This is a genomic window from Olivibacter sp. LS-1 (genome assembly GCF_008245145.1).
Lineage (GTDB): Bacteria > Bacteroidota > Bacteroidia > Sphingobacteriales > Sphingobacteriaceae > Olivibacter > Olivibacter oleidegradans.
The window spans coordinates 5153752-5178697 of record NZ_CP041643.1 but is presented as its reverse complement, the minus strand read 5'-3'; the positions used below and the strand labels follow the sequence as shown (position 1 = coordinate 5178697).

Genomic DNA, 24946 nt, shown 5'->3' with positions numbered 1-24946 from the left:
CTATGCAATTAAGTGCTAAAGAAAAAATCGATCTCCTCGCTAAATGGCTTTTTCGGGCAACCGGTATGCTCATTATCGCCATTCTTGGTGGAATTTTTTTTATGTTGTTATGGAATACCGTAGCCTTCTTGATTGAGGTTAAGCCGCTGGACTTTATAACCGGTACCCAGTGGAATCCGGGAGGTACTCCCGCCACTTATGGTATCCTTCCCTTATTAGTCAGTACTTGTTTAGTCACCTTTGGTGCCATGTTGATAGCAATCCCAATAGGAATTGGTACGGCAGCCTTTCTTTCCGAATATGCCAATAGAAGGCTGCGGAATATTCTTAAACCGGCTATTGAAATGCTGGCAGCCGTTCCCTCTGTAGCTATTGGCTTTTTAGGAATTGTTATTTTAAGCCCACAACTAGGAGAATTATCGAATCAACCGAACGGTTTGAATGCACTCAATGGTGCCATTCTTTTAGCGATTATGGCACTACCTACCATTATAACAGTTACAGAAGATGCCTTACATAGCTTGCCGCAGTCTTATAAGGAAGCTAGTTTCGGCTTGGGCGCAAATCGTTGGCAAACGCTGTGTAAAATCACCATTCCGAGTAGTGCACCCGGGATATTGGCTGCCGTCATGTTAGGCGTTGGCCGTGCTTTAGGTGAAACAATGACCGTACTAATGGCAACCGGTAATGCGGCTGCCTTTCCGAAAGGATTTTTCCACTCCGTACGCACCATTACTGCAACAATTGCCATTGAGATGGGAGAGGTGCCTTATCAAACAACGCATTACTATAGTTTATTTGCCATCGCTACGGTTCTCTTCCTGTTTACTTTAGTCGTTAACCTAGTAGGTGAATATTACGTTAACAAGTTTAAGAAATATCAAGCTTCTTAGCCATGAATAGATTAACATCAATTATTGAATGGGGGACTTTGCTTCTTTGTACAGGCTTAGTCTGCATTTTTCTTTTGATCATTATCGGTGATATCATCGGAAAAGGAGCACCCGTGCTAACTTGGGACTTTGTTAGTACACTGCCTACAGATGGTATGACCAATGGGGGAATTTTGCCGGCAATAATAGGTACGGTAATGCTGACCTTAATTACTGCAGTGGTGGCTGCGCCCTTTGGCATAGGCTGTGCTATTTACCTCAATGAGTATGCTCCTAACACTTGGTTTACGCGTCTTATTCGCGCTTCTATACGTAATTTGGCCGGAGTGCCTTCCATTATTTACGGTCTCTTTGGCCTGGCGCTGTTTGTGCAGGGATTAAACATGGGGACTTCCCTCTTGTCGGCAGGCTTTACTTTAGGTCTGTTGTCGCTGCCTTATATCATTACCACTACAGAAGAAGCGCTTCGTCGAATTCCGGCAAGCACGCGTGAAGGCGCTTTGGGGGTAGGTGCTACACAATTTGAATCCATTCGTGACATGGTACTACCGTCCGCGTTACCGGGTATCCTTACGGGTATGGTATTAGCTTTATCGAGAGCGGCCGGAGAAACCGCACCGATCCTTTTTACCGGCGTTGCTTTTTATATCAACAACCCCACCGGTTATCTCAACCAAGAGTTTATGGCCTTGCCATACCATTTGTATATGTTATCAACACAGCACCAAGCCATTGAGGAGGTGAGACCCTTGGCTTATGGAACGGCGCTGATTTTGATTATGGTGGTTTTTATATTGAACAGCATCGCCTTTTATATACGTTATAAACACAGTAAAAATGAAGGATAGTCAGACGAAGCTTGCAGCCTCAGGAATAAATCTTTGGTTCGGATCTAAGCAGGTACTTAAGAACATCCATGTCCGTTTTGAAAAAAATAAAGTTACGGCACTCATTGGACCTTCGGGTTGTGGAAAAAGCACCTTGTTACGTTGCTTTAATAGGATGCACGACTTGACCTCCGACGCTCGTATAGAAGGAGATTTTTTGTTGGATGGTAAAAATATTTATGATGCTGATTTTCCCGTTACACAGGTTAGAAGGCGTATTGGAATGGTCTTTCAAAAACCGAATCCCTTTCCAAAAAGCATTTATGAAAATATAAACTATGGTTTGAAAATTAATCAAGTGCCGAAAGAACAACGGCCAAGAATCGTTGAAAATGCGCTGAAAGAAAGTTTTATTTGGGAAGAAGTAAAAGATGATTTGCTAAGACCAGCCACCCGCTTGTCGGGTGGCCAACAGCAGCGTCTTTGTATTGCCCGGGCCGTAGCACTCCGACCTGAAGTGATTTTGATGGATGAGCCTTGTTCCGCGCTTGATCCGATAAGCACTTCGAAGATAGAAGAGCTTATTGTTAAATTGAAGGAAAATTATACCATTGTCATTGTTACCCATAACATGCAGCAAGCACAGCGTATTGCCGACAAAACAGTGTTTATGTACCTAGGCGAAATAATTGAGGAGAATAATACCATGTCGCTCTTTAATAATCCGCAACATGAACTGACCGCGAATTACGTGGGTGGCAAATTCGGATAACCTAACGGATTTAGACCGCTCCCTATACAATATGTAGATTTAAAACCGGTAGATCCATATAAAGACCATCATCCTTACTATTATTATTCTTGCGGTATTAGAACCTCCTTGGACTTTGTTGAATGAATATATTATTTTAAACCTTGTGATGTTCCGTTTGTTCTTGAAATAGGTGTATCTTCGGAAAATAAAATCGTTGTAAAATACGGAGCCTTGTATACTTAATTTTAACGCTTGATTGCATGCATAAGAAAATAGCATTTTTGACGGATACCCATTTGGGGGAACAGTTTACCTTGGATCAGGGTGTTGACGGTGTAAGAAATCTGGAAGCCGTTTTGAACGACGTCCGTTCGAAGGGAATAACGGAAGTGATTTGCGGAGGGGACATAGGAGATCCAAAGGTGAACGCGCAGTTCATTAAATTATTTGATGTGCCACAGATTCGTTTCCGATTGATTCTAGGCAATCACGATAAATTTCATGAGGTGATAAAGCATTTTCATGTCGATGCTCAATTTGTTGACAATGAGTTGTTTTATAGTGAAAAGGTAGGTCAATTCAAGTATGTTTTTATGGATTCTTCGTCCGGTAGCATTAGTCGCGGTCAACAAGAATGGTTAAAGACGCAGTTAGTAGATGAACAGCAGGTTGTTATCTTTATTCATCATCCGCTCCTTAAAGTAAACACACCTGTCGACGACGAATATCCATTAAGTGATCGGGAAACAATAGTTGATTTACTAACGCAATCTGCATCCAAAATATGTATATGTTGCGGACACTATCACATGGCCGATTCACAGGTTTACAGAAATATTAATCAATATGTTTCACCTGCGGTATCTTATCAGTTCGTTAAAAACGCCAGCCAAATTGAAATTGACAATAAGCGATTAGGGTACAGTATCATTGAAATAAATGATGACGATATTGCAATACACCCGGTATTCTTACGATAAACCCAACCCCCTTTATACTTTAGTGCGCAACATTAGCGGCTCTATAGAGTTCTTCATATTGTTGGGAATTGATTGGTTTCATTAGATAATCTTTTACGCAAGTAAGGGATAGACTTCGTACTCTGTCCTCGATAGCGGGGGATGAGCTTACGATATAAATAAGCGTATTTTCTGTAAGGCAGGTCTTCCTTAATTTATCAATTAGCTGCCAGCCATTCATAATCGGAAGATTAAGATCTACCAGTAGAAGCTTAGGCATAGATAAAGAAGTTAATTCAACCGACCGAAAATACGCATAAGCGTCTATCCCGTTGGTGAAACTTACCGTATCGATATCACCGGCGATTTTTTGAAATTGCTTTTTAGCCAATAGCTGAAATATGGGATCGTCGTCCACAATACATATCTTCATAACCAACCACTTGATTACAGTTAAACGTGAAAATATGTGAAATGTTTATGTGAAATTAATTTTTATCTCTTACGAAAAAAAATATAATGAACGCCGGACACACAAATGTATGCCTAATTTGTTTTTTTATCTTCTGATAGACAGTTTTTTATGTGTTGTCTATCAGAAGATGTAAGGTAAGATGTAGGATCGGATAATCCTGAAAAATAATAATCGGCTAAGGACATGGGAGGAAGGCTCAGCCACTCCATGGTGCGGGTGTCATTGAGATCGAACAGATCATTCATGCTTGATGCTGACACAAATAAATGATCATTCAAAATGATAATGGGAATTTCAGCAACGTTATCAGATGAAACAGATAAACCAAGTTGTGCGGCAAGTTCATAGATGCTCATTTATGATTCGTAAAATAGGATTGCAAATATAGGCATATATTGTTGCAAATGAAAAAAATATCACAACATTATTGAGATATAGTTGCATAAAAAGTGTATATTTTTGTTACCATGTTGCAGGGCTTAAAAGCATTATATATTGTCATCCGAAATGGGGAAGCGATTTGTTTTGAAACGAATCTTCGGGCCTTTGTACGAAAATTTGAAGAGATCGAAGGAGAATCGAGAAATTTTGACTTCTTTTATCGGAAATTTAAAAGAGAAAGGCTTTTTAAATTAACCTTGTCGGGAAAGGAATATACCTTTCAAAAATTGTTGTAGAATTGTATAGTCCACTATCGTAAGTGAGCATCTCATCGTTTAATTCTTTTTTCCAATTGTTGAAAATGATATTCATTACCTTCTATTATAAAAGAGAAGGATTGGATTTTACCTGCTAGAATCTGTTGTTCTTCCACCATCTTCCTAAATCTATCTACGTGCCCTTGGCTGCCAAGATAATTGCCGAAACGCTCCCATAAATCTTCTAAACGAGATGCATAAGCAATCACCTCATCTTGATGAATGATAACAAAGAGAAACATTGAAAATTTGGTCATGGTGAAACTATTGATTACACATACAAGTTCTTCATCGTGTATTTAATTCTTACTTTCCGTTGGTTGTTACATTTACATACAGATTCTTATACCTGCCTAAGTTTATGTAGAAATTAGGAATGATTTAAGACAATAGATGGCAAATTATACAAAGTCGCTATTGTAGGCAAAAACTTAATCTTTACACGACCTAAAGATAAATTAATTCGATTAGAAGCGCAAACAGATAAATGTCCGGTGGATCGATAAGAAGTAGTAGATGCTGCTACTTGTTTTTTAATTTTTGTCAATTGACAATTGGTTCACGATATTTGGTAGCTACCTTTATTGAATGAAAGAATTATTAGCGTATCTCGATCAATTTGGAAGACTTACGCACAAAGGGGAGCAGCTTCTAAAAGAGCTTGTAAAAGAAGTTTCGATCCATAAGGGCGCATATTTCGTTGAAGCAGGAAAAATCTGTTCGAGCCTCGGTTTTGTGCAAGAGGGGATCTTTCGGTCTTGTTATTACAACAAATTTGGAGATGATTTTACGAGGTATTTTGTCTATGAAGGTCGATTAATAGGCGATATAAATGGTTTTATTGATCGTATTGCCTCCACAGAATATATTGAAGCGATAACTGATGCACGTATTTATCTTTTGAACCGGGAAGATTTTGAGCTTTTAGATCACGAACTTCCAAATTGGTCAACCATTTTTGTAAAACTGAATGCAGCCGTGTTGGAGAACAAAATGAAAACAGCTAGCAATATGTTGGTGCAGGACGGACAAACGCGTTATTTGAACTTCCTCAATCATTATCCGGGACTGTCTAATCGTATTCCCCAATCAATGTTGGCTTCCTACCTTGGAATAACTCCCTCCTCGTTAAGTCGTATCCGAAGAAATATATTCTAAACGAAAGCATTCTTGTCAAATGACAATGGGAATTTAAAAATTAGCGATCAAATTTGGATCATAATTATTTAATTCGTCAAAAATGAAAGCAGATGTTGTTTTAGGTCTTCAGTGGGGAGACGAAGGTAAAGGTAAAATCGTTGATGTTCTGTGTGACCGGTATCAAGCGGTGGCCCGATATCACGGTGGATCAAATGCCGGACATACCCTGGAATTTAATGGACAGAAGGTGGTGCTTAGCGTTCTACCGTCCGGAATTTTTAACCGAAAAATTCGTAATGTAATTGGCAGCGGTGTTGTATTGGATGTGGCTGCACTACGGCGTGAGCTGAATGCACTCGAGTCCTTGGGGCACCGGGTCATCGATTGGCAGAATCTGCTTATTTCGAAAAAGGCACATTTGGTTTTGCCGACACATTGCCTCCTGGATCGCTTTGCAGAGGAGCGCTTAGGAGAACGGAAAATTGGATCCACTCAGAAAGGGATTGCTCCAGCCTATGCGGACAAAATTCTTCGCAAAGGTATTCGTGTTGGTGATCTCTTGCAACCCGACTTTGCGCTACGCTGTCGAAAATTGATGGAGGACCATGCTAAACAACTGCAGGTATTGTTTTCAGAAGAAATTGACCTGGAAACACTTTATCAAAAGTTTATGGAAAACATCAATATTTTACGCCAGTTCACCCTTATCGATACCGAACCCGTACTCCAGGAAATTTTAAATAGCGGAGGCCGGATATTAGCGGAAGGAGCTCAGGCGACTCTACTGGATTTAGATCATGGCTCTTACCCTTTCGTGACTTCCTCTAGTACGCTTTCCGGGGGTGCCTGTGTGGGCTTGGGAATCGCTCCGCAGCGAATAGGAGAGGTATACGGGGTCTTTAAAGCGTATTGCACTCGTGTTGGAAATGGGCCCTTTCCAACCGAAATAAAAAATGGAGACACCAAAAAATTAAGGGAATTAGGTAATGAATTCGGTGCTGTAACCAAAAGGCCGCGAAGAACGGGGTGGTTGGATCTCCCTGCCTTGAAATATGCGATTATGCTGAACGGTGTTACTAAATTGATCATTACCAAGGTGGATGTTCTCAGCGCTATGGAAACTGTTCAGGTCTGTACACATTATTTGGTAGATGGCAAACGAATGGATCTCGTGTCAACCTGGGTGGACAGTGATAAGGCGACACCTGTTTTTAAAGAATTTAAAAGTTGGGGCAATGTAAACGGGATCCGTGAAAAATCACAATTGCCGGTGACCTTAATAGACTATGTTACATTTTTGGAGAAAGAGCTCGGGATACCAATTGTCTATATCTCCGTTGGTCCGGATAGAACGCAGATGGTCGAAAGATAAAAGTACGATTTCTTCATTTTCGAATTTCGTATATTAGCCTCGCACGTGTTAAACGGGCTTTCAAGAATTCAAAACACGATCGATGCGATATATCCTATTCATAGTAATGTCTCTTTATTTTCAAACTACTTTCGCGCAAAGCCTTTTAAAGGGAGCGTTGGATGGAGCGAGACCGGGGAAAGAAAACCTCAGTTTACGAGTTGATAACCATAAGGATAGCTTGCTTGCTTTGCCTATATCGGTAATGAGAGGAGCAAAATCCGGACCAATCTTCACAATCGTTGCTGGTATACATGGCTTTGAATATCCGCCTATTATTGCTGTTCAGGAGCTGATGAAGGAAATAGATACAAAGCAATTGACAGGCACCCTTATCATTATTCCGGTTGCGAACACTGCTTCTTTCTACCGTAGATCACCCTTTGTCAATCCGATAGATCATAAGAATCTTAATAAATCCTTCCCGGGTAAATACGATGGCACCGCTACGGAGCGTTTAGCGCATCTAATTAGTCAGCAGGTTATCCCCAACAGTGATGTTTTTCTCGATATTCACGGCGGTGATGCAAATGAAGACTTGTTACCTTTTGTTTGTTATTATGACCGTCGGGATAAAGCAGAACAAACGAGGGTGGCAAAGCGATTAGCAGAAGCAAGCGACTTCGAGCATATCGTATCATATCCATACACTATTAGCGACGATGAAGCGGCACTTTATGCATTTAAACAAGCTGTTCAAGATGGAAGAATCGCATTGAGTATCGAATGTGGCAAACTGGGAACGGTACAGGTCAGTGCGGTAAAGAAGATAAAGCAAGCCGTATACAATTGTTTAAAAGAAATGGACATGTACACGGATGCAACAAAATCAGACCTTACCCGGACCAAGGTGCACTATAACCGGCAAGAATATATCAGCTCACATGGCCAAGGCATTTTCTATAGCACCTTGCTTGCGGGGGATCGGGTTACCAAGGGACAACAGCTGGGATATATCACGGATGTTTTCGGAAATAAATTGCAGGATGTTATTGCAGAGGTGCCGGGTGTTATTCTATATAAAGTAGGAACGCCCCCGGTTAATAAGGGTGAAACACTTTTCTGTATCGCATATTCCGAGTAACGGAAATGCTGATTACGACCAACTTATAATTTGTTTATAAGATTTCCTGTGTACGGAGGTTCAGCTGCCAAAATTACGGCGTCCTATGGATAACGGGTTGCCCATGGGAGGCACAGTTAAAGGCTTTACTATATAGTGCGACTAGGTTGTCCGCCTGAAAAAAAACATATCTATTTGGTGGATTTTTATTAGTTTAGCAAAAAGGTTCGTAGGGTCCTGAGGTTTAGTGATGTAAAAAGCCGATAAAATGATATGCAAAGACGTCCACTGAAGAAAGGAGCGATGAATGCCTAATACTGATTATGATGCAGTAGTAGTTGGCTCAGGCCCTAACGGTTTAGCCGCCGCTATTTTATTGCAACAACAAGGCTTAAATGTGTTGATTATTGAAGGCAAGGACGTTATCGGAGGTGGTATGCGTAGTGCAGAATCAACATTGCCCGGTTTCATACATGACATTTGTTCGGCAGTGCATCCCATGGCAGCGGCCTCTCCATTTCTTGGTAGCTTGCCTTTGGCGGATTATGGTTTGCGTTATATAGATCCCAAGGTATTAGCGGCCCATCCACTTGACGGGGGAACGGCTGCGGCCTTATACAAGGATATTGGACAAACTGCGGAGACTTTAGGTATAGACCGAGCATATTATTCGGACTTGATTGAACCGCTGGTAACTTCGTGGCCGGATATTGTAAATGATTTATTAGGGCCGTTCGGTTTTCCTAAACACCCATGGAAATACTTAGGGTTTGGTTTAAAGGCGGGACTTCCAGCTACCTTGTTTTCAAAACGCTTTAAAGGGAAAGAGTTAAAAGCTTTATTTGCAGGTATGGCTGCGCACAGCCTCTTAAATCTTGACCAACTCACTACGTCTGCAATTGCCTTGGTACTTACAATGGCAGGCCATCGCAGCGGTTGGCCAATTGTAGAGGGAGGAAGCCAGCAGTTGGCGCAAAGCATGGCAGCTTATTTTTGCGCATTGGGCGGTAAGATTGAAACAGGTATTTGGATTCGGTCGCTTGCACAATTACCCAAAGCACGTGCTGTTTTTTTTGATATATCGCCCAAACAGCTACTAGCTATTGCAGGGCACCGTTTTACCTCTTTGTATCGCAAGCAACTAAGTCGTTACCGTTATGGTGCAGGTCTCTTCAAGATCGATTGGGCCTTGAGTGAACCTGTTCCGTTTATCGCGGAATCGTGTAGGCAGGCAGGAACTATACATATCGGTAACACTTTTGAAGAAATTGCATTTTCAGAGAAACTGGTGGCTCAAGGTAGACATCCCGAAAAACCTTTTGTGCTGTTTGCACAGCAGAGCTTGTTCGACGCTTCACGTGCGCCAAAGGGAAAGCAGGTAGGGTGGGGGTATTGTCATGTGCCTAATGGTTCGACAAAAGATATGACGGAGCAGATAGAAAATCAGGTAGAACGGTACGCTCCTGGATTTCGTGACCTTATCTTGGCCCGTCATATTACCAATACGGAAGACCTTGAAAATTATAATCCAAACTATATAGGTGGAGATGTAAATGGTGGTGCGTTGGATTTGAGGCAACTTTTTACACGCCCTGCACTCCGTTTTTCACCTTATCGTACTTCTGCCAAAGGACTTTATATCTGTTCTGCTTCAACACCGCCTGGAGGAGGAGTGCATGGAATGGGCGGTTTCCATGCGGCTAAACAAGCACTGAAGGATATTTTCAACATAACGATTTAGTCCACAAGTGAAAGATAGAACTGTTTTTGTAAAAAAAAGTATATAAAAAAGGTAGATATTATATTCTTTTCAATTTTTTTGTAACTTTGGCTCGAAGATGCGCATCTTGATTTTAAATTAGAACGATTATGAAGATAAAGAATTTACATGCTTTCGTTTTTCGATGTTGATTTGGAGACCAAAATATAAATAAACTATAGGATTTTAATCATTGATCATGATCAATTGGCGTTGCGTGATCAAGCTTTGTAACTTAACCCATTTTTTATGCAAACTCAAAAGAGGAGGGCACAATCCGTGCCATCTCTCCTTTCATTACTTTTTATCATCTTTTTTACGGAACAGTTAGTTGCCCAGCAAACTAAACCGCTTGTCAATTCTACACTTCAGGGGCAAGTGCTCGATTCAATAACAAAAGAACCATTACCGGGTGCTTTGGTACACATAGAAGGCACTACGCATAGTGTATCCACGGACGAGGAAGGAAAATTTGGCTTTGTTACGGGACAAATATTTCCTTATACACTTGAAATCTCTTATATCGGTTATGAAAAGAAAAAAATAATCGCATCAGAAGCGAAGATTGAAATTTTGCTCAAGCCAGGGTTCAATCAGTTAAACGATGTAGTGGTAGTAGGTTATACTACACAACAGCGGAAAAACTTAATCGGTTCGGTTACGAAAGTGAATCCTGCTGAGAGTAAGGATATTCCGGCAGGTGGTTTTGATGCGCAATTGCAGGGTAAAGTATCGGGTGTTCAAATTTCTAGCAACACAGGTGTACCTGGGGAAGCTGTAAATATACGTTTACGGGGGGCAACCTCCATCAATGCCAGCAATGATCCCTTATATGTTATCGACGGGGTATTTTTAAATACCAACAGTTTACAAACTGTTAATACAGGAGGTAAGGCAACATCTCCTATAGCCGATATCAATCCGGCAGATATAGAAAGTATTGAGGTTTTAAAAGATGCAGAAGCAACGGCGCTCTATGGTTCCCGTGGTGCAAATGGCGTTATTATTATTACAACCAAACGAGGTAATTTTAATCAGAAGCCAAAGGTGGCACTCAATCTTTCACAGGGAATAGCAAAGGCAGCGAAACTTTGGGAGCTAACAACCGGGCCTGAGCATGCTACGCTGGTAAATGAATACTATCGAAATATTGGTCAACCGGAGCCCTTTCGTCCGGTAACGGAAGTGATAAATGGTATTGCAGGCATAGGTTTGCCGGAAGAGCAGCAAACCTATGATCGCCTTGGTGAGGCATTTCGTACGGCAGCATTAACCAATGTCGATCTGTCAATCAGTGGGGGCGCTATCGGGACCCGTTATTATATTGGTGGGGGATACAATCGACAGGAATCCACTCTCAAACCCATCAGTTTTGACCGGCTTAGCTTTAAGGTGAACCTCGATCAAAAAATCAGTGATCGTGTCCAGATAGGAACCAGTAATACCATCGGCCGAACCGGAAGAAATCAAGCTCGTGCAGGTGATGGCCCTCAGGGCGGTTTATTACAGGCAGCCTTACATACTCCTACTTACCTTTCCCCTTATAATGATCAGGGGGTGCTGGTTGGCAGAGCTGGATTTGACAACCTGACGCTATTATTGGAAAATTATGATGTACACAGCACCAGTTTGCGTTATATCGGAAATTTGTATGCAGATATTCAGCTGTCGTCCGACTTAAAATTCCGTTCAACTTTCAGCTTGGATTATAACAATTACGATGAAAGCGAATATTGGAACAACTTACTTATTGCAGGTAGTCCGAACGGTTTAGCCACCTCGGCTATCGGACAGTCTACCACGTGGATCAATGAACAAACCATAACCTATCGAAAAAAAGTCAATCAAAGGCATGATTTCGGTATATTGGTAGGTAATACTTTACAAGGTTCAACCCTTAAGCGCACATCGGCAACAGGCAGGGGGTTTGCCAGTAACGACTTTAAATTGATCTCTTCAGCTGCAACCACTACAAGCAGTCAAGATTGGGAGAAATACAACCTGGCTTCTTTTTTTGGTCGAATCGATTATGCTTTTGACGATAAATATTTGATCGATTTTTCTCTGCGTGCCGACGGCTCTTCGCGTTTCGGGTCTGCTGACCTGTGGGGCTATTTTCCTGCGGTAGGTGCAGCCTGGCGTATCAAACGTGAGAATTTCTTAAAGAACCTCGCTTATTTAGATGACCTCAAAATTCGTGCAAGTTATGGTAGCACCGGAAATCAGAACGGTATCGGTGCTTTTGCAGCGCGCAGACTTTGGTCGGGCATCGGCTCTTCTTATCAAGGGATTCCAGGGATCGCACCTGAGCAATTAGCAAACAGCGAGCTCCGCTGGGAACGGACCGACCAATTGAATATTGGACTGGATGCAACCTTGTTCAAACAGGCACTGGACATCTCGTTCAATTGGTATCGTAAATATACGAAAGATGGTTTACTTCCGGTTACGCTAGCAGCCACAACCGGTTATGACAGTTATACGAGTAACGCTGCGGAAATCAGTAACAAGGGACTGGAGCTGGCATTGGTCAGTCGGAATATCCGAAAAACGGATTTCTCCTGGCAAAGTTCCTTTAATATTGCGCGAAACGTAAATAAAATAGAAAAGCTGGAGAATCCCTTAAACTACGGTAGCCGTGATCTCATCCTTTTTCAAGAAGGGCACCCACTATATTCCTTTTGGGTTTATAATCAATTATATGTAGATCCGCAAACAGGGGATGTGGTTTATGAGGACGTAAATGAAGATGGTAGGATTACAGTAGCTGATCGGAAAATTATGGGCAGTATTTGGCCGGATTTTTATGGCGGCCTAACCAACAATTTCACCTTTAAAGGTTTCGACGCAAATATCTTCTTCGTATTCTCTTACGGCAATGAGATCTATAACCATAATCGATTTTTCGGGGAAGCGGGGGGCGCGCGTGACGCAGCTCGGGTCATCTTTGCCTCCAACTTAGACAGATGGCAGCAGCCCGGTGATATAACGGATGTGCCCCGATCGGATGGTGTAAATGTGAATAACTACAAAGATGGTGGCAGCAGGTGGTTGGAAGATGGTTCATACCTACGTTTGCGGTCGCTTACTATCGGTTATACCTTGCCGAAGCATGTAACAGATCGCTGGCATTTGGATCGTTTACGCTTCTATTTGCAAGGGAATAATTTGTTTACCTGGACTAAGTACAGCGGTTTGGATCCGGAAGCTGCTGCTAGCAGCGATCCAAATGAGCAGGGTATTGACTTGGGAACACCTCCGCAACCAAGGAGCTTTCAACTGGGGATTAATTTAGCGCTTTAATGGATTTTTTCATGACGACATTAAAAAATACAACTTTTGTTGCCTTTATCATGGCTATGGTTTCCTGCAGTAAATTTTTAGATGTTGAACCAAAGGCTTCTATTTCAGGCGAAAATATTATTGTAGACGAAACTTCTGCAAATGCCGCTTTGAATGGTGTGTATAGTGCATTGCGAACTTATTACAGTGTCGACTTCCAGTCAATTGCTTATCTATCCGGAGATAATATTCAGTGGACAGGTTCGCAATCGCAGGTGCAGGAATTTATAAACCATCAAGTGAATGCAGAGAACGCAACAATCACGAATACCTGGAAGGAAATTTATGTAGCCGTCAACAGAGCAAATCAAGTAATTAAAAACGTAAATGAGTTGGCAGCCAACGTTATCAGTGAAGATGTACGAAAGCGAATTGCCGGCGAAGCTTACTTTATTCGGGCGCTTGCCTATTTCGACTTGGCTCGTACTTGGGGTGGTGTTCCATTGATTACTGAACCTACGGCCGGTCCTACCGACAACGTGGGTATTGCACGTAGTTCAATAGAGGAGACTTATAATCTGGTTCTGGCTGATCTGAATCGAGCAGAGGAATTACTGCAGGAGACTACCAACCGATTCCAGGCTACAAAGAAAACGGTACGGGCCTTGAAAGCTCGTTATTTTCTTTATCGGGAAAATTGGCAACAGGCAGCAGACTATGCTAGCCTCTTAATCGACGATCAAGCTAATTATAGCTTATTAAATCCCTATTATTCCTTTTTTGCGGACGGAGTGACTGGAACCCGTGAGTCGGTCTTTGAAATTTTTTACAATGCCAATGAGGTGAATCCCCATCGTGGGCAATGGCAGCCACAACAAAATGGAGGGACACGTCAATGGGCGCCGAATAACACGTTCGTGAATTTAGTGAACGATCCAACAATAGGTGGTTCGCGCAGTGCGCTTGTGGCGAAAGACAATCAGAACAGATGGTATGGTAATCTTTATTACCGTAGCCCTGCCACCGATCCCACCTATGTCATTAGGATAGCTGAATTGTACTTAATCCGCGCGGAAGCTAATGCACAGCTCGGAAAACTGGAAGAAGCAGTTCGTGATTTAAATGCAATACGGAACCGTGCCGGTGTACCGCAAACGGCTGTGGGTACGCAAAATGAGCTTTTACTGGCTATTGAAAATGAGCGACGGTTAGAGTTTGGTTTGGAAGCCCATAGATGGTTTGATTTGGTACGAACAGGTAGGGCACAGACCGTGCTTAATATCAGTGATACTAATCGTTTATTGATGCCCTTGCCAGCCGAACAGATTTTAGTAGACAGCGCGCTAGAACAAAATCCGGGATATTAAAATAAGATATAGTATGGCAAATTCAACTACTGAGAAACCATCGTACTGGAGTAGCTTTGAAAAGATTATTTTTCGTTTCTTTTTGATCTATTTACTACTTCAAGCTTTACCGTTAGATTGGAAGTATTGGGCAAATATTTTCAAAATCGATTGGTTTCACCCAACTTTAACCGATCTGTTCAATATAAGTCGGTATACGCCCCAACTGTTATCTTCTTATATGGCAGGCGATTATTGGGGTTTGAATACCTTTGCTGATTGGTCAATTTTAGCATTGATTGCGCTTATTGGTACGCTAGCGTGGAGTGGTTTTGATCGTGGTACGCCACGCGCGTATGATCGCTGGTACTATTTTCTTCGCGTAATTTTACGTTATCGCCTGGCTTTGGGTGTCATTGCTTACGGCTATTTAAAACTATTTCCTTTGCAATCTCCTCCACCAACACTGAGTGATTTGAATACCCCTTATGGTGATCTGTCAGCCTGGAAAATTTTTTCGCTTAGTTTGGGTGTAGCCCCCTCTTTTGAAAGTTTTTTGGGCTTTGTGGAAATCCTAGCCGGACTGCTCTTATTATATCGAAAAACTGTATTCATCGCAACTTTCATTATCCTTAGCTTTACAGGAAATGTGTTTCTTTCCAATTTGGCTTATGAAGGGGGAGAGGCAACATATAGCTTATACCTCATTCAATTTGCCCTTGTTTTGCTGGCTTATGATGCGCCTCGTCTGTATACGTTACTCACGCTTGAACGCGCTGCAGTACCCGCCCGATTCAAACCCGAATATGTAACAAATTACGGTTCTATTGGAAGAATGGTGTTAAAACTCGGCTTTTTATTGTTTTTTGTCGTACTCTATGGGCAACGAGCTTATACGCAATATCGAATGGGGGGCTATCAATTTTCTTCCCGTTCCGGTTTATTAAGGGAAGGCTTTTATGATGTAAGTTCTTTTGTATACGATGGAAAGGAACTTCCGTATGTCAGCAAAAGCAGTTTACGTTGGCGAAATGTGGTTGTGGAAAAATGGCCAACCCTTAGTATACAAACGGCAGTTGGACTGAAACCCGATACACATAACGTCGAAGTAATACATCGCAATGACGAAGCTAAGGCCTATGAATTTGCCGGTAATGGTGCTAGGCGCTACTATCGTTGTGAAAAAAACGATGGAGGAGGACTTACCCTGAATGCCCTACAAAACCATAACGAATTGACGAAATTTTCTTTTTCAACGATCTTCCTTTCGGATAGCACCATCCGGTTGATTGGAAAGGATGCTGCTCAAAAAGTGATCGATATACACTTGCGCAAAATAGATAAGAAATACCTATTAAAGGAAGCGAAGAAAGTGGGCAGACGCAGCCAACTCATATTATAAATTTTATAAGCCATGGATTCATCAATTGTTTCACCTATTCATTCTTCGATTTCAGAAGAAGCTGTCCAAAATGCAGTGAGCCCTAGTGGCCATGTTTGGAACAAGGGGCAGAAGTTCGGTTTCCGATTGCTGTTTTTGTTTTTTGTTCTCATGTCTATTCCTTGGAATATCCGTTGGTATACAGATCTATTTGCAATTGATTGGACGAGTCTCCACTATCGTGATTTATATGACATTGCGCGGTTTCAACCTTCTTTCCCTATGTTAACTAAGTGGCTTCCCGAGTGGTATGGCTATAATGACTGGATTATCGTATTGTTGTTTTCCTTAATTGGTGCGCTATTATGGAGCGCAGTTGACAAAAAGGCAAGGGATTATCGTAAATTGTATTACTGGTTAATGGTCGTTGCTCGTTATCGCGCCGGAATCGGTATCATCGGTTTTGCCTTCACAAAAGTGCTCCCGGTTCAAATGCCTTATCCGTCAGAAGGCTTGTTGAATACAAATTTTGGTGATTTGACGCCACAAAAAATCTACTGGTTATCTATCGGTATTGTACCCTGGTATCAGGTGTTTGCAGGTATTGTAGAATTGTTGGCCGGTAGTTTGTTGTTTTTTAGAAAAACAACTTTTTACGGAGCAGCCCTGCTGGTCGGTGCACTAGGTAGCATTACTTTTGTAAATTTTGCTTATGACGGAGGTGTGCATATTTATGCTTCTTATTTCGTGCTCTTTGGCTCATTTATTCTGAGCTATTATGTGTCTGATATCTATCGCTTAATGATTTTGGAACAAGTAACCGTGCCAAGACATTACTACCCTAAATTTCGAAGAAATTGGCAGCATATTGTCCGTTTCGGTTTAAAGACAGTGGTCCTCGTTTTGTTCTTAGGCGTACTGTTTTATGTGCAACTGCTCAATTTTTGGTATGATCCTTATAAGCAACCGTCATCTCCGGGCGTTGCAAAACTCCGAGGCTATTATCAGGTTGATGAATTTTATCTAAATGGCAAGTTAATTCCTTTTAATCCAAATGACTCATTACGGTGGCAGGATTTAACCTTCGAAAAGTGGAGTAGCTTAACCTTTAAAGTTAATAGGGCGCAACCATTGGATTTATCCAATGGGGGTGGTAGCCCGATCCGCGATGTGGATCGTACCTTCGAGATTGCCGGTGTTGCTGGTGGGCGCCGGGTTTATCACTATTATGCAGATACGATTACGCAAACACTTTATCTGGAAGATAAGAATATTGCTGCGGCACGCTTCCCTGCAAGCGTTAAAAGACGAAATGTTGACTATCCAAATAGGCAAGGAGCCGGGCAAACTGCGATTGATGATATTTATCCAGCGGATTGGATAAGTTCTACGGCTTGGCAGCATATTGGAAAGGAAGATCAAATGATCGACCCACGAGGGGCAACGGCTAGAAGATCCAGAGACTTCGTCAAAGCACCGCTCCCCCTTATTCGAAATAAAATGGTCTTGCAATATAGGACGAGTGATAATGGCTCGACGGTGGTTCTAGAGGGATTAAATGAGTCGCGAGATTCCATTAAAGTGGTATTAAAGCGTCAGCATCGGAATTATACTTTAACCAAAAGCACCTTGGACGCAGGATCCTATGATCGTAAAGAATAAATTGTATACAGCCATTCTATTTTTCATAGGTACTTTTTGGAGCTGCCAACCGTCACCTAAAGATGTACTTATTCGTCCACGAGAGGAAAACTACCCGGAAAGTTTTGGTTTTGGAAGGATAGTAAAAGAAAATGAAATTACCCAATTCGCAATTTCGGTTGCTCCGAATGGTAAGGGATTACCTGCAGGCAACGGAAATGCAAAAGAAGGAGCGCTAATTTATCAACAAAAATGTGCTTCCTGTCATGGAAAGACAGGCGAGGGAGGGGTTTATGATCGATTAGTAGGAGACCATGGGGTAAAAGAAAAAACCATCGGAAATTACTGGCCGTATGCGACCACCTTGTTTGACTATATAAGGAGAGCAATGCCTTATAATGCACCGGGCTCGCTTGCTAATGATGAAGTTTATCATTTGACGGCTTATTTATTGTCGGCCAATTCATTAATTGCGGATACACTGCACATTAACTCGATTACTTTGCCTAAAGTAAAAATGCCTAATAGATACAAATTTATTTCGGATGATAGGCGTGATGGGCCAATGATTAAGTGAATATGAAAGAGGATAACAAAATAATAAATACGCGGGCAGCTGATAACTTATCCAACTTAAAAATGGATCGGCGAAGTATGTTAAAGGGTACCGCAGCGCTTGGTTTGGTATTGGTTGAAGACTCTTTGGGCCGGGTTACGCAAGTGGCAAGGCAAACACTCCCGACACCGATAACCAACCCAACTAAAATTCAAGGAGCGCCTCCCGGTATTTTAGGCACACGTTCAGTTTTTGAGAAACCGGTTAAATTGCCATCTTTTACTTCGGCGAGAACCCCTTTGCAAGACCTGTATGGAACAATTACACCTGCCGACTTGCACTTTGAGCGAGATCACGCAGGTGTGCCGTTTATTGAGCCCTCCAAGCATGACCTGCTTATTCATGGGATGGTTGAAAAACCAATGTCGTTTACCCTAGAGGATATCAAGCGTTTTCCTGTATTTACGCGCATCTGCTTTATTGAATGTTCAGGAAATTTTCGGACCGGAAAGACGACGTTGACACCACAGGAAATTTGCGGATTGACCAGTCAAAGTGAGTGGACCGGCGTTATGCTGTCGACACTTTTTCGAGAGGTTGGCATCAAGAGTAAAGCTAGTTGGTTTATTGCAGAAGGAGGGGATGCGGCTTTGATGACACGAAGTATTCCTTTAAACAAGGCATTTGATGATGCCATGATTGTGTATGCACAGAATGGAGAGGCTATACGGCCTGAGCAAGGTTATCCCCTGCGACTGTTATTGCCCGGATGGGAAGGTAATACGCAAATTAAGTGGTTAAAACGAATTGAATTGACCGATCAGCCTTATATGACACGCGAAGAGACATCGAAGTATACAGAACCTATAGCCGGTGGGAAAATCAGGCAGTTTAGTTTCGTCATGGATGCACGCTCTATCATTACATTTCCATCTTATCCGTTGCAAATCTCGAGGGGATGGGTTGAAATTAGAGGAATTGCTTGGAGCGGGAGAGGCAGGATCCGGCGGGTAGAGGTAAGTGTGGATGCGGGAAGGTCTTGGCAGGAAGCTTCACTACAGGAACCGATTTTACGTAAGGCCCATACTGCATTTCGATATTTGTGGCATTGGAATGGAAGAGCAACATTGATCATGAGCAGAGCCATAGATGAAACAGGATACCGGCAGCCGAGTTATCGTGAGTTAGTTAAAGCAAGGGAAAGCAAGGGCGGATATCATTTCAATCCGATCACCGTTTGGGAAATCAACGGAAACGGAGAAGTGTTTCTTGTTAATGATCGCTAATAATTGAAAAAAGAATGAATTTAATTAGTAGTTAATTTGCGAATTGCTTCTCAAGTGCTATTTTTGTGGACTATGGCGAAACGCATCCTTATCCTAGACGACGATAAAGACATTTTATATTTTTGTTCCATCATTAGTGAGGAATTAGGGCTTGAAGTAGAAACAAGCAATACAACGGAGGATATTGTTTCGCAAGTGCAAGCGAAATCGCCGGATATCATTCTTTTGGACAATTGGATGCCTGGGCCGGGTGGATTAAAGTCCATTGCCTTATTAAAGGGGGACGTCCGGTTTAAGCATATTCCAATCATTTTCTTTTCAGCTAATAACGATTTTGATAAAATAGCACAAAATTCACAAGCCGATGTTTACTTAAAGAAACCGTTTGATGTAACTGAACTGGAACAAGTGATTTTAAAGCAATTGAATTTGTAGTGGTTATTTACAGCATCTTTTAGAATCTAATTTAACGTTATATGTTGAACTAGTTTGGTTGCATTTTCTGTGCCGAGTGCCTCGTTAAGTTCACCATCCACTACTAGATAACCTAATCCGTTTCTATAACAGTAATCTTCTGCCTCATCCCAATCCCGCGCTAAAATATTTGGCCCTGCAAATAACTGCAATTCCTGTGTGTCGGGGTTAATTGCCTGAAGGTGTGTTGTAAAGGTTTTCATATAATCCTTATCCGGGCCTGACTATAGCTATAGCCTTTGTAATGCAGACCCTTATCCGGTTGACTAAAATAAAATACTACGTTCAGACTGAACTCCAAATTTTGGTCAAATATAGGGAAAAATTGTTCAAAAAACACATGTAAAATGTTATCACTATGTTACGCTTAGGAAAATTATTTTTCGAAAGCTTTTCGCAGCGCAATGTGCCTGCTTAAAAGGAAGTCATTAAAAAAGCGAGCATCCGGTGTGCCAATATGGTTCGAAAGCATTAATTTTACGAAAATAGATCGATGAAAATTATACCCTTAAAGGAAGGCAACTACAGTGTCACCAAGAATAAAGAGTTCACTGAATTGAACGAGTTCTTGCCGGCTACTGATCTTAAAATGGCAATTAATCCTTTTTTGGTGATTGTAGGTGAAGAGCGCATTCTTCTGGACACTGGTCTGGGGACGATTGATACTGACGGAATGCCGCTCATATATCGTAATCTTGAAAAGGAACGAGTAAAACCAACAGCCATAACGAAAATTCTCCTTTCCCATTTGCACAAAGACCACATAGAAGGTCTCGGTCAAATGAAAAATGGAAAGTTAATATCCAATTTTCCCGAAGCGGAGATTTTTTTGCAGAAACGTGAATTGGCTTTTGCCTTGGAACAGAAGGATGTTCCATCTTACAATCCCCGACTGCTTGAAAAATTAGCTGAATTACCAAACCTGATTTTTATGGAGGACGATGAGGGGATGATCAGTAATGAAATCTCTTATCAGGTAACTGGTGGACATTCTCCTTTTCATCAAGTTTTTTGGATACGAGAACAGAAACAAACAGCCTTCTATGGGGCCGATAATTTACCGCAACGTGGTTATTTAAAGTTACATATTGCCTATAAAAGTGATTATGATGGTAAAAAGGCAATGATGCTTCGCCAAGAGTGGGAACGGAAGGCCAATAAAGAGCATTGGGCCGTACTTCTATATCATGATATGAAGCTGCCGATATTGAGATTTTAGGGCGATTGAATTGGCTATACATATTTATATATATTTAACCTATAATTAACAAAAAGAGGTTAATAGTAAGTTTAGTCTCGGCTAAAGTACTTTATGTGTAAAATTTTTTCTTGTATAACCATAAATTGCAAAATTGTATTTGTTAAATAAAGATACTATGCAAATACAAGAACCTATTTTAGACAACGATCACTGTACTCATATAGTAGATCGATTGGAGGCCATTGCTTTACGACTTTCCCACAAAGTAGCTTTGGTGTTTGAGGGTACGGAGTATACGTACCAATTTCTAAATGAAGAGGCTAACCGACTAGCCCATTATTTACGAAGTAAAGGGATAACCCATGGATATAAAGTGGCGGTTTGCCTGCGTCAATCACCGCAGCGGATTATCGCTTTTCTGGCCGTGTTAAAAGCGGGGGCTGCCTATGTGCCCATTGATGGTCAGCTCCCGGAAAGCCGTATTCAAACGATGATTGACGATGCAGGGGTCGACTTACTTATAACGGAGCAATGTTATGATTTAACCGCAGGAAATTCGGGGGTCAAAAGTGTGATGCTTGATATGCCGGATCACATTGATTTAGCTCAATATCCAGACAATAATTTAGAACGAATAGTAGAAGCAGATAGCTGTGCTTATATTATCTATACATCAGGTAGTAGTGGTAAACCGAAAGGAGTAATGATCAGCCACGGCGCTTTTTATCATTTTGTGAGTCGACAAGCTAAGGTATTGGACATTAACACAGACAGTAGAACTTTACAGTTCGCTTCCCCAAGCTTTGATGCGGCAGTTATCGATATTTGGGTGCCCTTATTACAGGGCGCTACGGTGGTCTTGTACCCGAAAAATAAGATTGTGGGGGAACCTCTGTTGGATTTTATAGTAGCGAATCACATTGATATAGTGCCTCTATTACCACCCGCTGTGCTCGCTTCTTTGCCTGTCAATAAACCTATAGGTAATCTTCATACCATTGCCATAGGGGGTGAAGCAAGTGTAGAGAGCACGGTTCGTAAATGGTATAAGCGAGTCAAGCTGATTAACAGTTATGGGCCTACCGAAACGACCGTAGCGGTAACCAACTATCTGTTTGACCAAGATCCTAACCCTCGTATCATCGGTTCAGCGCTTCCGGGAATTGGTCTTTGGGTTTTAGATGCAGAAATGGAACAGGTACCTGTTGGAGGGATCGGTGAATTGTACATAAGTGGTCCGCAATTGGCTTTAGGTTATATTAATCGTTCTGATGAGACAGAAAAAGCTTTTATAAAAGCTCCATCGTGGTTTGTGAATGAACAGGCTGCCGAGCCCAGACTTTATCGTACGGGCGACCGGGTTATAAAGCGTGCAGATGGCATGCTAGAGTATGTGGGAAGGGAAGATGAACAAGTTAAAATTAGAGGATACCGTATTGAATTGGCTGAGATAGAACATCATATTGCAAAGTTGCCTCAAGTGGCAAGGGCTGCGGTGAAAGTGCATCGTCCCGAGCTGGGTTTGCCATCATTGACTGCATTCGTCCAGCCTATTGCTAATGTTGATGAACATACATTCAGCGATGTCAGGGTCAAGTTGCAACAATTAATGCCTGCATATATGGTTCCGGACAAAGTGGTTGTAATGGAGAAACTGCCACTAACTCATGCGGGAAAAGTCGATAAATCGCAATTGCTAATCCCTTCACAGGAAGATAAAAAAGGTATATCTATTCGGAGAGAGACAAATCTGACCGAGCTTGTTACAAGGATATGGAAAGACTTGCTAGGTTTGGAGCAAATTTCAACCGATGTGAACTTTTTTGACCTGGGCGGACACTCTTTATTGCTGGCTCAATTGCATATGCAATTGCCGGAAATGGTGCGGGCCCGAATCGCTTTGCCGGAACTTTATACTTACTCAACCATAAAAGGTTTTGTAGAAGAAGTTGAAAAGAGATTGAATGAAACAGAGGTGTCGCAAAAAATAAAAGCGGAGCAGACTGTCAAAGAATTACTGAATGATGCCGAGCTCCTTTTCGATTTTACCATAGGCGATCTACCAAGTGCAGATGTGTTAGCCAGGCCCCAACATATTTTTCTGACCGGTAGTACCGGCTTTGTAGGCTCGCATCTCTTGGAAGAGCTTCTTCATCAGCACCCACAGGCTTTGATTTATTGCCTCGTAAGAGCTGAAAGTGAAAAAATGGCAAAGAAGAGGCTTACTGATACGTTCGATAAGTTTAAACTTAAATGGCATGCTGATTATGACCACCGTGTGAAGGTTGAAGTGGGGGATCTTTCGCTTTCGAATTTTGGTTTGGAAGATGAACGTTACGCCTATTTAGTGGACACCATCGAAGTGATCTACCACTCTGGTAGCTCGGTGAGTTACGTACAGCCGTATCAACTCATTAAAAAGCCGAATATAGATGGCTTACACCATATTTTACACCTAGCGGTTACTCGTAAAGTCAAATATCTTGTATTACTATCCTCCATGGGCGTGTTTAGTTGGGGGCGGCCTTTTACAGGTAAAACCTGGATGTATGAAGATGATCCAATAGAGCAGAACCTGGATGCGGTAAGTCGCGATTTAGGTTACATACAAAGTAAATGGGTGATGGAACGCATCGCAGAAAAGGCCAAATACAAAGGCGTGCCGATCATTAATTTCCGATTAGGCTTTGCAGTTTGTCACAGCACTTCCGGTGCTACCGTTAAGAATCAATGGTGGGGAGCCTTAATTCGCAGCTGTGCAGAATTGCAATCATTCCCTTTGGTGATGGGGTTGAAAGATGAATTGACGACCGTGGATTATATGTGCAAGGCAATCACCCATATTGGAAAAAAGCCTGAAGCAGTGGGTCTAAATTTTCACTTGTCGCCTTTGCCGGAAAATGATGTTTCGCTGACCGATTTCTGTGCTAAGATGAATGAATATTTTGGATTGAAACTAGAAGGAATGGCGTATCAACAATGGCTAAATCAATGGCGTTATCATAATGAACTCCCAATATACCCACTTTTAAGCCTGTTCACGGAAGATGTACATGAAGGCAAATGTTTGGTAGAAGCCTATGAAAACACCTACTACTATGATCGAAGCAATACCCAACGCTTTTTGGATGAAATTGATCTAAAGCCGCCCGCATTTACAAAAGAAATCATGCGCCCTTACCTTCAATTTATTGGGGTCATCTAATTGTTTGAATGATATAAAGGAGTAGGAACCTACTCCTTTATATTGTATTTTGATGGATACGTTTAATCAGATACGTTGATGCTAATGGTAATTCTTCCATTTGATAAACGCCGTTTTCTCTACAAAAGCCATTTTGTTCGAAAAACGAAACGAGGGGGTTCTCCAAATATTCGTTAATCCATATAAGATCATAGGACTTCGAAACGGATACGCATTTATCTAATAATGATTCTTTTATCGCCTGTTCTTTATGGTCTTGCAAAATGCCGAAATCGGCAATTCGGATCAGGCGCTGTTGGCTTAAATAGGTGGGTCTTTCTCCTTTGGTGGTTAAACGGGCATAACCAACCGCTTTGTCGTTCGCATATACAACGAGCCATTGATTCGATAAACTATTTATTTCGCGAATAAGCTCATCTTCATTGAAATGTTTTGATAGATAATTCTCGAGTGTTTCCGGGCTCAATAAATGTACATATTTTTCGGTGGCAATAGTGCTTGTTAATTGCATTAAGTCATTTATTCCTTGCTCCGTTCCGACGGTAAATTTAGTTATGATTCTCATTCTTGTAGCATTATGAAGTATACGAAAGTA

Annotated in this window: 23 protein-coding genes; 18 read left to right on the top strand and 5 right to left on the bottom strand. The window is 41.7% G+C overall.

The window, feature by feature from the left end; translation table 11 throughout:
• Nucleotides 1–2 precede the first annotated feature (2 nt).
• From pstC to FKG96_RS21470, 4 genes are all read left to right on the top strand, one after another.
• Nucleotides 3–893, top strand: a complete 891-nt coding sequence (pstC, locus tag FKG96_RS21485; protein WP_149106019.1) for a phosphate ABC transporter permease subunit PstC — start codon at nucleotides 3–5, stop codon at nucleotides 891–893.
• A 2-nt stretch (nucleotides 894–895) separates the two neighbouring features.
• Nucleotides 896–1741, top strand: coding sequence for a phosphate ABC transporter permease PstA (gene pstA, locus FKG96_RS21480; RefSeq protein WP_013667949.1), 846 nt, complete (start codon nucleotides 896–898; stop codon nucleotides 1739–1741).
• Entirely contained in the window at nucleotides 1731–2492 is a 762-nt protein-coding gene (gene pstB / locus FKG96_RS21475; protein WP_149106018.1) for a phosphate ABC transporter ATP-binding protein PstB, read from the top strand. Before pstA ends, pstB begins: the two co-directional genes overlap by 11 nt.
• 242 nt (nucleotides 2493–2734) lie before the next feature.
• Nucleotides 2735–3454 (top strand): metallophosphoesterase, encoded by a 720-nt coding sequence (locus tag FKG96_RS21470; protein WP_130856759.1) that lies wholly within the window; start codon nucleotides 2735–2737, stop codon nucleotides 3452–3454.
• A 19-nt stretch (nucleotides 3455–3473) separates the two neighbouring features.
• Here the strand turns inward: FKG96_RS21470 and FKG96_RS21465 are convergent, their stop codons facing one another.
• A complete protein-coding gene (locus FKG96_RS21465; RefSeq protein ID WP_130856760.1) occupies nucleotides 3474–3866 on the bottom strand; it encodes a response regulator in 393 nt (130 codons plus the stop codon).
• Between the two features lie 113 nt (nucleotides 3867–3979).
• Nucleotides 3980–4264 carry a hypothetical protein gene (locus tag FKG96_RS21460; protein WP_130856761.1) on the bottom strand — a complete coding sequence of 95 codons (285 nt, stop codon included), beginning with the start codon at nucleotides 4262–4264 and terminating at the stop codon, nucleotides 3980–3982.
• A gap of 93 nt (nucleotides 4265–4357) precedes the next feature.
• Here FKG96_RS21460 and FKG96_RS21455 point away from each other — a divergent pair, with 93 nt between their 5' ends.
• The gene (locus FKG96_RS21455; protein ID WP_013667944.1) at nucleotides 4358–4585 is read left to right on the top strand and encodes a hypothetical protein; all 228 of its coding nucleotides are present in this window, start codon (nucleotides 4358–4360) and stop codon (nucleotides 4583–4585) included.
• A 32-nt stretch (nucleotides 4586–4617) separates the two neighbouring features.
• Here FKG96_RS21455 and FKG96_RS21450 read toward each other — a convergent pair whose 3' ends face one another.
• Nucleotides 4618–4863 carry a hypothetical protein gene (locus FKG96_RS21450; RefSeq protein ID WP_130856762.1) on the bottom strand — a complete coding sequence of 82 codons (246 nt, stop codon included), beginning with the start codon at nucleotides 4861–4863 and terminating at the stop codon, nucleotides 4618–4620.
• Between the two features lie 331 nt (nucleotides 4864–5194).
• Between FKG96_RS21450 and FKG96_RS21445 the strand changes: the two genes are divergently transcribed.
• From FKG96_RS21445 to FKG96_RS21395, 11 genes are all read left to right on the top strand, one after another.
• Nucleotides 5195–5764: a Crp/Fnr family transcriptional regulator gene (locus tag FKG96_RS21445; RefSeq protein ID WP_130856763.1), complete on the top strand. Its 570-nt coding sequence runs from the start codon at nucleotides 5195–5197 to the stop codon at nucleotides 5762–5764.
• 82 nt (nucleotides 5765–5846) lie between these two features.
• Nucleotides 5847–7118: an adenylosuccinate synthase gene (locus FKG96_RS21440; RefSeq protein WP_130856764.1), complete on the top strand. Its 1272-nt coding sequence runs from the start codon at nucleotides 5847–5849 to the stop codon at nucleotides 7116–7118.
• A gap of 82 nt (nucleotides 7119–7200) precedes the next feature.
• Nucleotides 7201–8241, top strand: a complete 1041-nt coding sequence (locus tag FKG96_RS21435) for a succinylglutamate desuccinylase/aspartoacylase family protein (RefSeq protein ID WP_130856765.1) — start codon at nucleotides 7201–7203, stop codon at nucleotides 8239–8241.
• A 286-nt stretch (nucleotides 8242–8527) separates the two neighbouring features.
• Complete coding sequence (locus FKG96_RS21430; RefSeq protein WP_130856766.1) at nucleotides 8528–9961, top strand: NAD(P)/FAD-dependent oxidoreductase; 1434 nt, start codon at nucleotides 8528–8530, stop codon at nucleotides 9959–9961.
• A gap of 267 nt (nucleotides 9962–10228) precedes the next feature.
• Entirely contained in the window at nucleotides 10229–13282 is a 3054-nt protein-coding gene (locus FKG96_RS21425; protein WP_130856767.1) for a TonB-dependent receptor, read from the top strand.
• A gap of 11 nt (nucleotides 13283–13293) precedes the next feature.
• Nucleotides 13294–14628, top strand: coding sequence for a RagB/SusD family nutrient uptake outer membrane protein (locus FKG96_RS21420; protein ID WP_242627243.1), 1335 nt, complete (start codon nucleotides 13294–13296; stop codon nucleotides 14626–14628).
• A 13-nt stretch (nucleotides 14629–14641) separates the two neighbouring features.
• Nucleotides 14642–16009 (top strand): DoxX family protein, encoded by a 1368-nt coding sequence (locus tag FKG96_RS21415; RefSeq protein WP_130856769.1) that lies wholly within the window; start codon nucleotides 14642–14644, stop codon nucleotides 16007–16009.
• 12 nt (nucleotides 16010–16021) lie between these two features.
• Nucleotides 16022–17650 (top strand): hypothetical protein, encoded by a 1629-nt coding sequence (locus FKG96_RS21410; protein WP_130856770.1) that lies wholly within the window; start codon nucleotides 16022–16024, stop codon nucleotides 17648–17650.
• Nucleotides 17634–18206, top strand: a complete 573-nt coding sequence (locus FKG96_RS21405; protein WP_130856771.1) for a c-type cytochrome — start codon at nucleotides 17634–17636, stop codon at nucleotides 18204–18206. Before FKG96_RS21410 ends, FKG96_RS21405 begins: the two co-directional genes overlap by 17 nt.
• A 2-nt stretch (nucleotides 18207–18208) precedes the next feature.
• The gene (soxC, locus tag FKG96_RS21400; RefSeq protein WP_130856772.1) at nucleotides 18209–19471 is read left to right on the top strand and encodes a sulfite dehydrogenase; all 1263 of its coding nucleotides are present in this window, start codon (nucleotides 18209–18211) and stop codon (nucleotides 19469–19471) included.
• A gap of 72 nt (nucleotides 19472–19543) precedes the next feature.
• Nucleotides 19544–19906, top strand: a complete 363-nt coding sequence (locus FKG96_RS21395; RefSeq protein ID WP_041387745.1) for a response regulator — start codon at nucleotides 19544–19546, stop codon at nucleotides 19904–19906.
• Nucleotides 19907–19932: 26 nt separating this feature from the next.
• Here FKG96_RS21395 and FKG96_RS21390 read toward each other — a convergent pair whose 3' ends face one another.
• Nucleotides 19933–20148, bottom strand: a complete 216-nt coding sequence (locus FKG96_RS21390; RefSeq protein WP_013667931.1) for a hypothetical protein — start codon at nucleotides 20146–20148, stop codon at nucleotides 19933–19935.
• Nucleotides 20149–20438: 290 nt separating this feature from the next.
• On the opposite strand from FKG96_RS21390, the gene FKG96_RS21385 reads away from it, so the two are divergent.
• Together FKG96_RS21385 and FKG96_RS21380 are read left to right on the top strand one after the other, a co-directional pair.
• Nucleotides 20439–21164: an MBL fold metallo-hydrolase gene (locus FKG96_RS21385; RefSeq protein ID WP_130856773.1), complete on the top strand. Its 726-nt coding sequence runs from the start codon at nucleotides 20439–20441 to the stop codon at nucleotides 21162–21164.
• Between the two features lie 157 nt (nucleotides 21165–21321).
• Nucleotides 21322–24351, top strand: a complete 3030-nt coding sequence (locus FKG96_RS21380; RefSeq protein WP_130856774.1) for an amino acid adenylation domain-containing protein — start codon at nucleotides 21322–21324, stop codon at nucleotides 24349–24351.
• A 37-nt stretch (nucleotides 24352–24388) separates the two neighbouring features.
• On the opposite strand, the gene FKG96_RS21375 is transcribed toward FKG96_RS21380, so the two are convergent.
• Nucleotides 24389–24916 (bottom strand): GNAT family N-acetyltransferase, encoded by a 528-nt coding sequence (locus tag FKG96_RS21375; protein WP_130856775.1) that lies wholly within the window; start codon nucleotides 24914–24916, stop codon nucleotides 24389–24391.
• Nucleotides 24917–24946 lie beyond the last annotated feature (30 nt).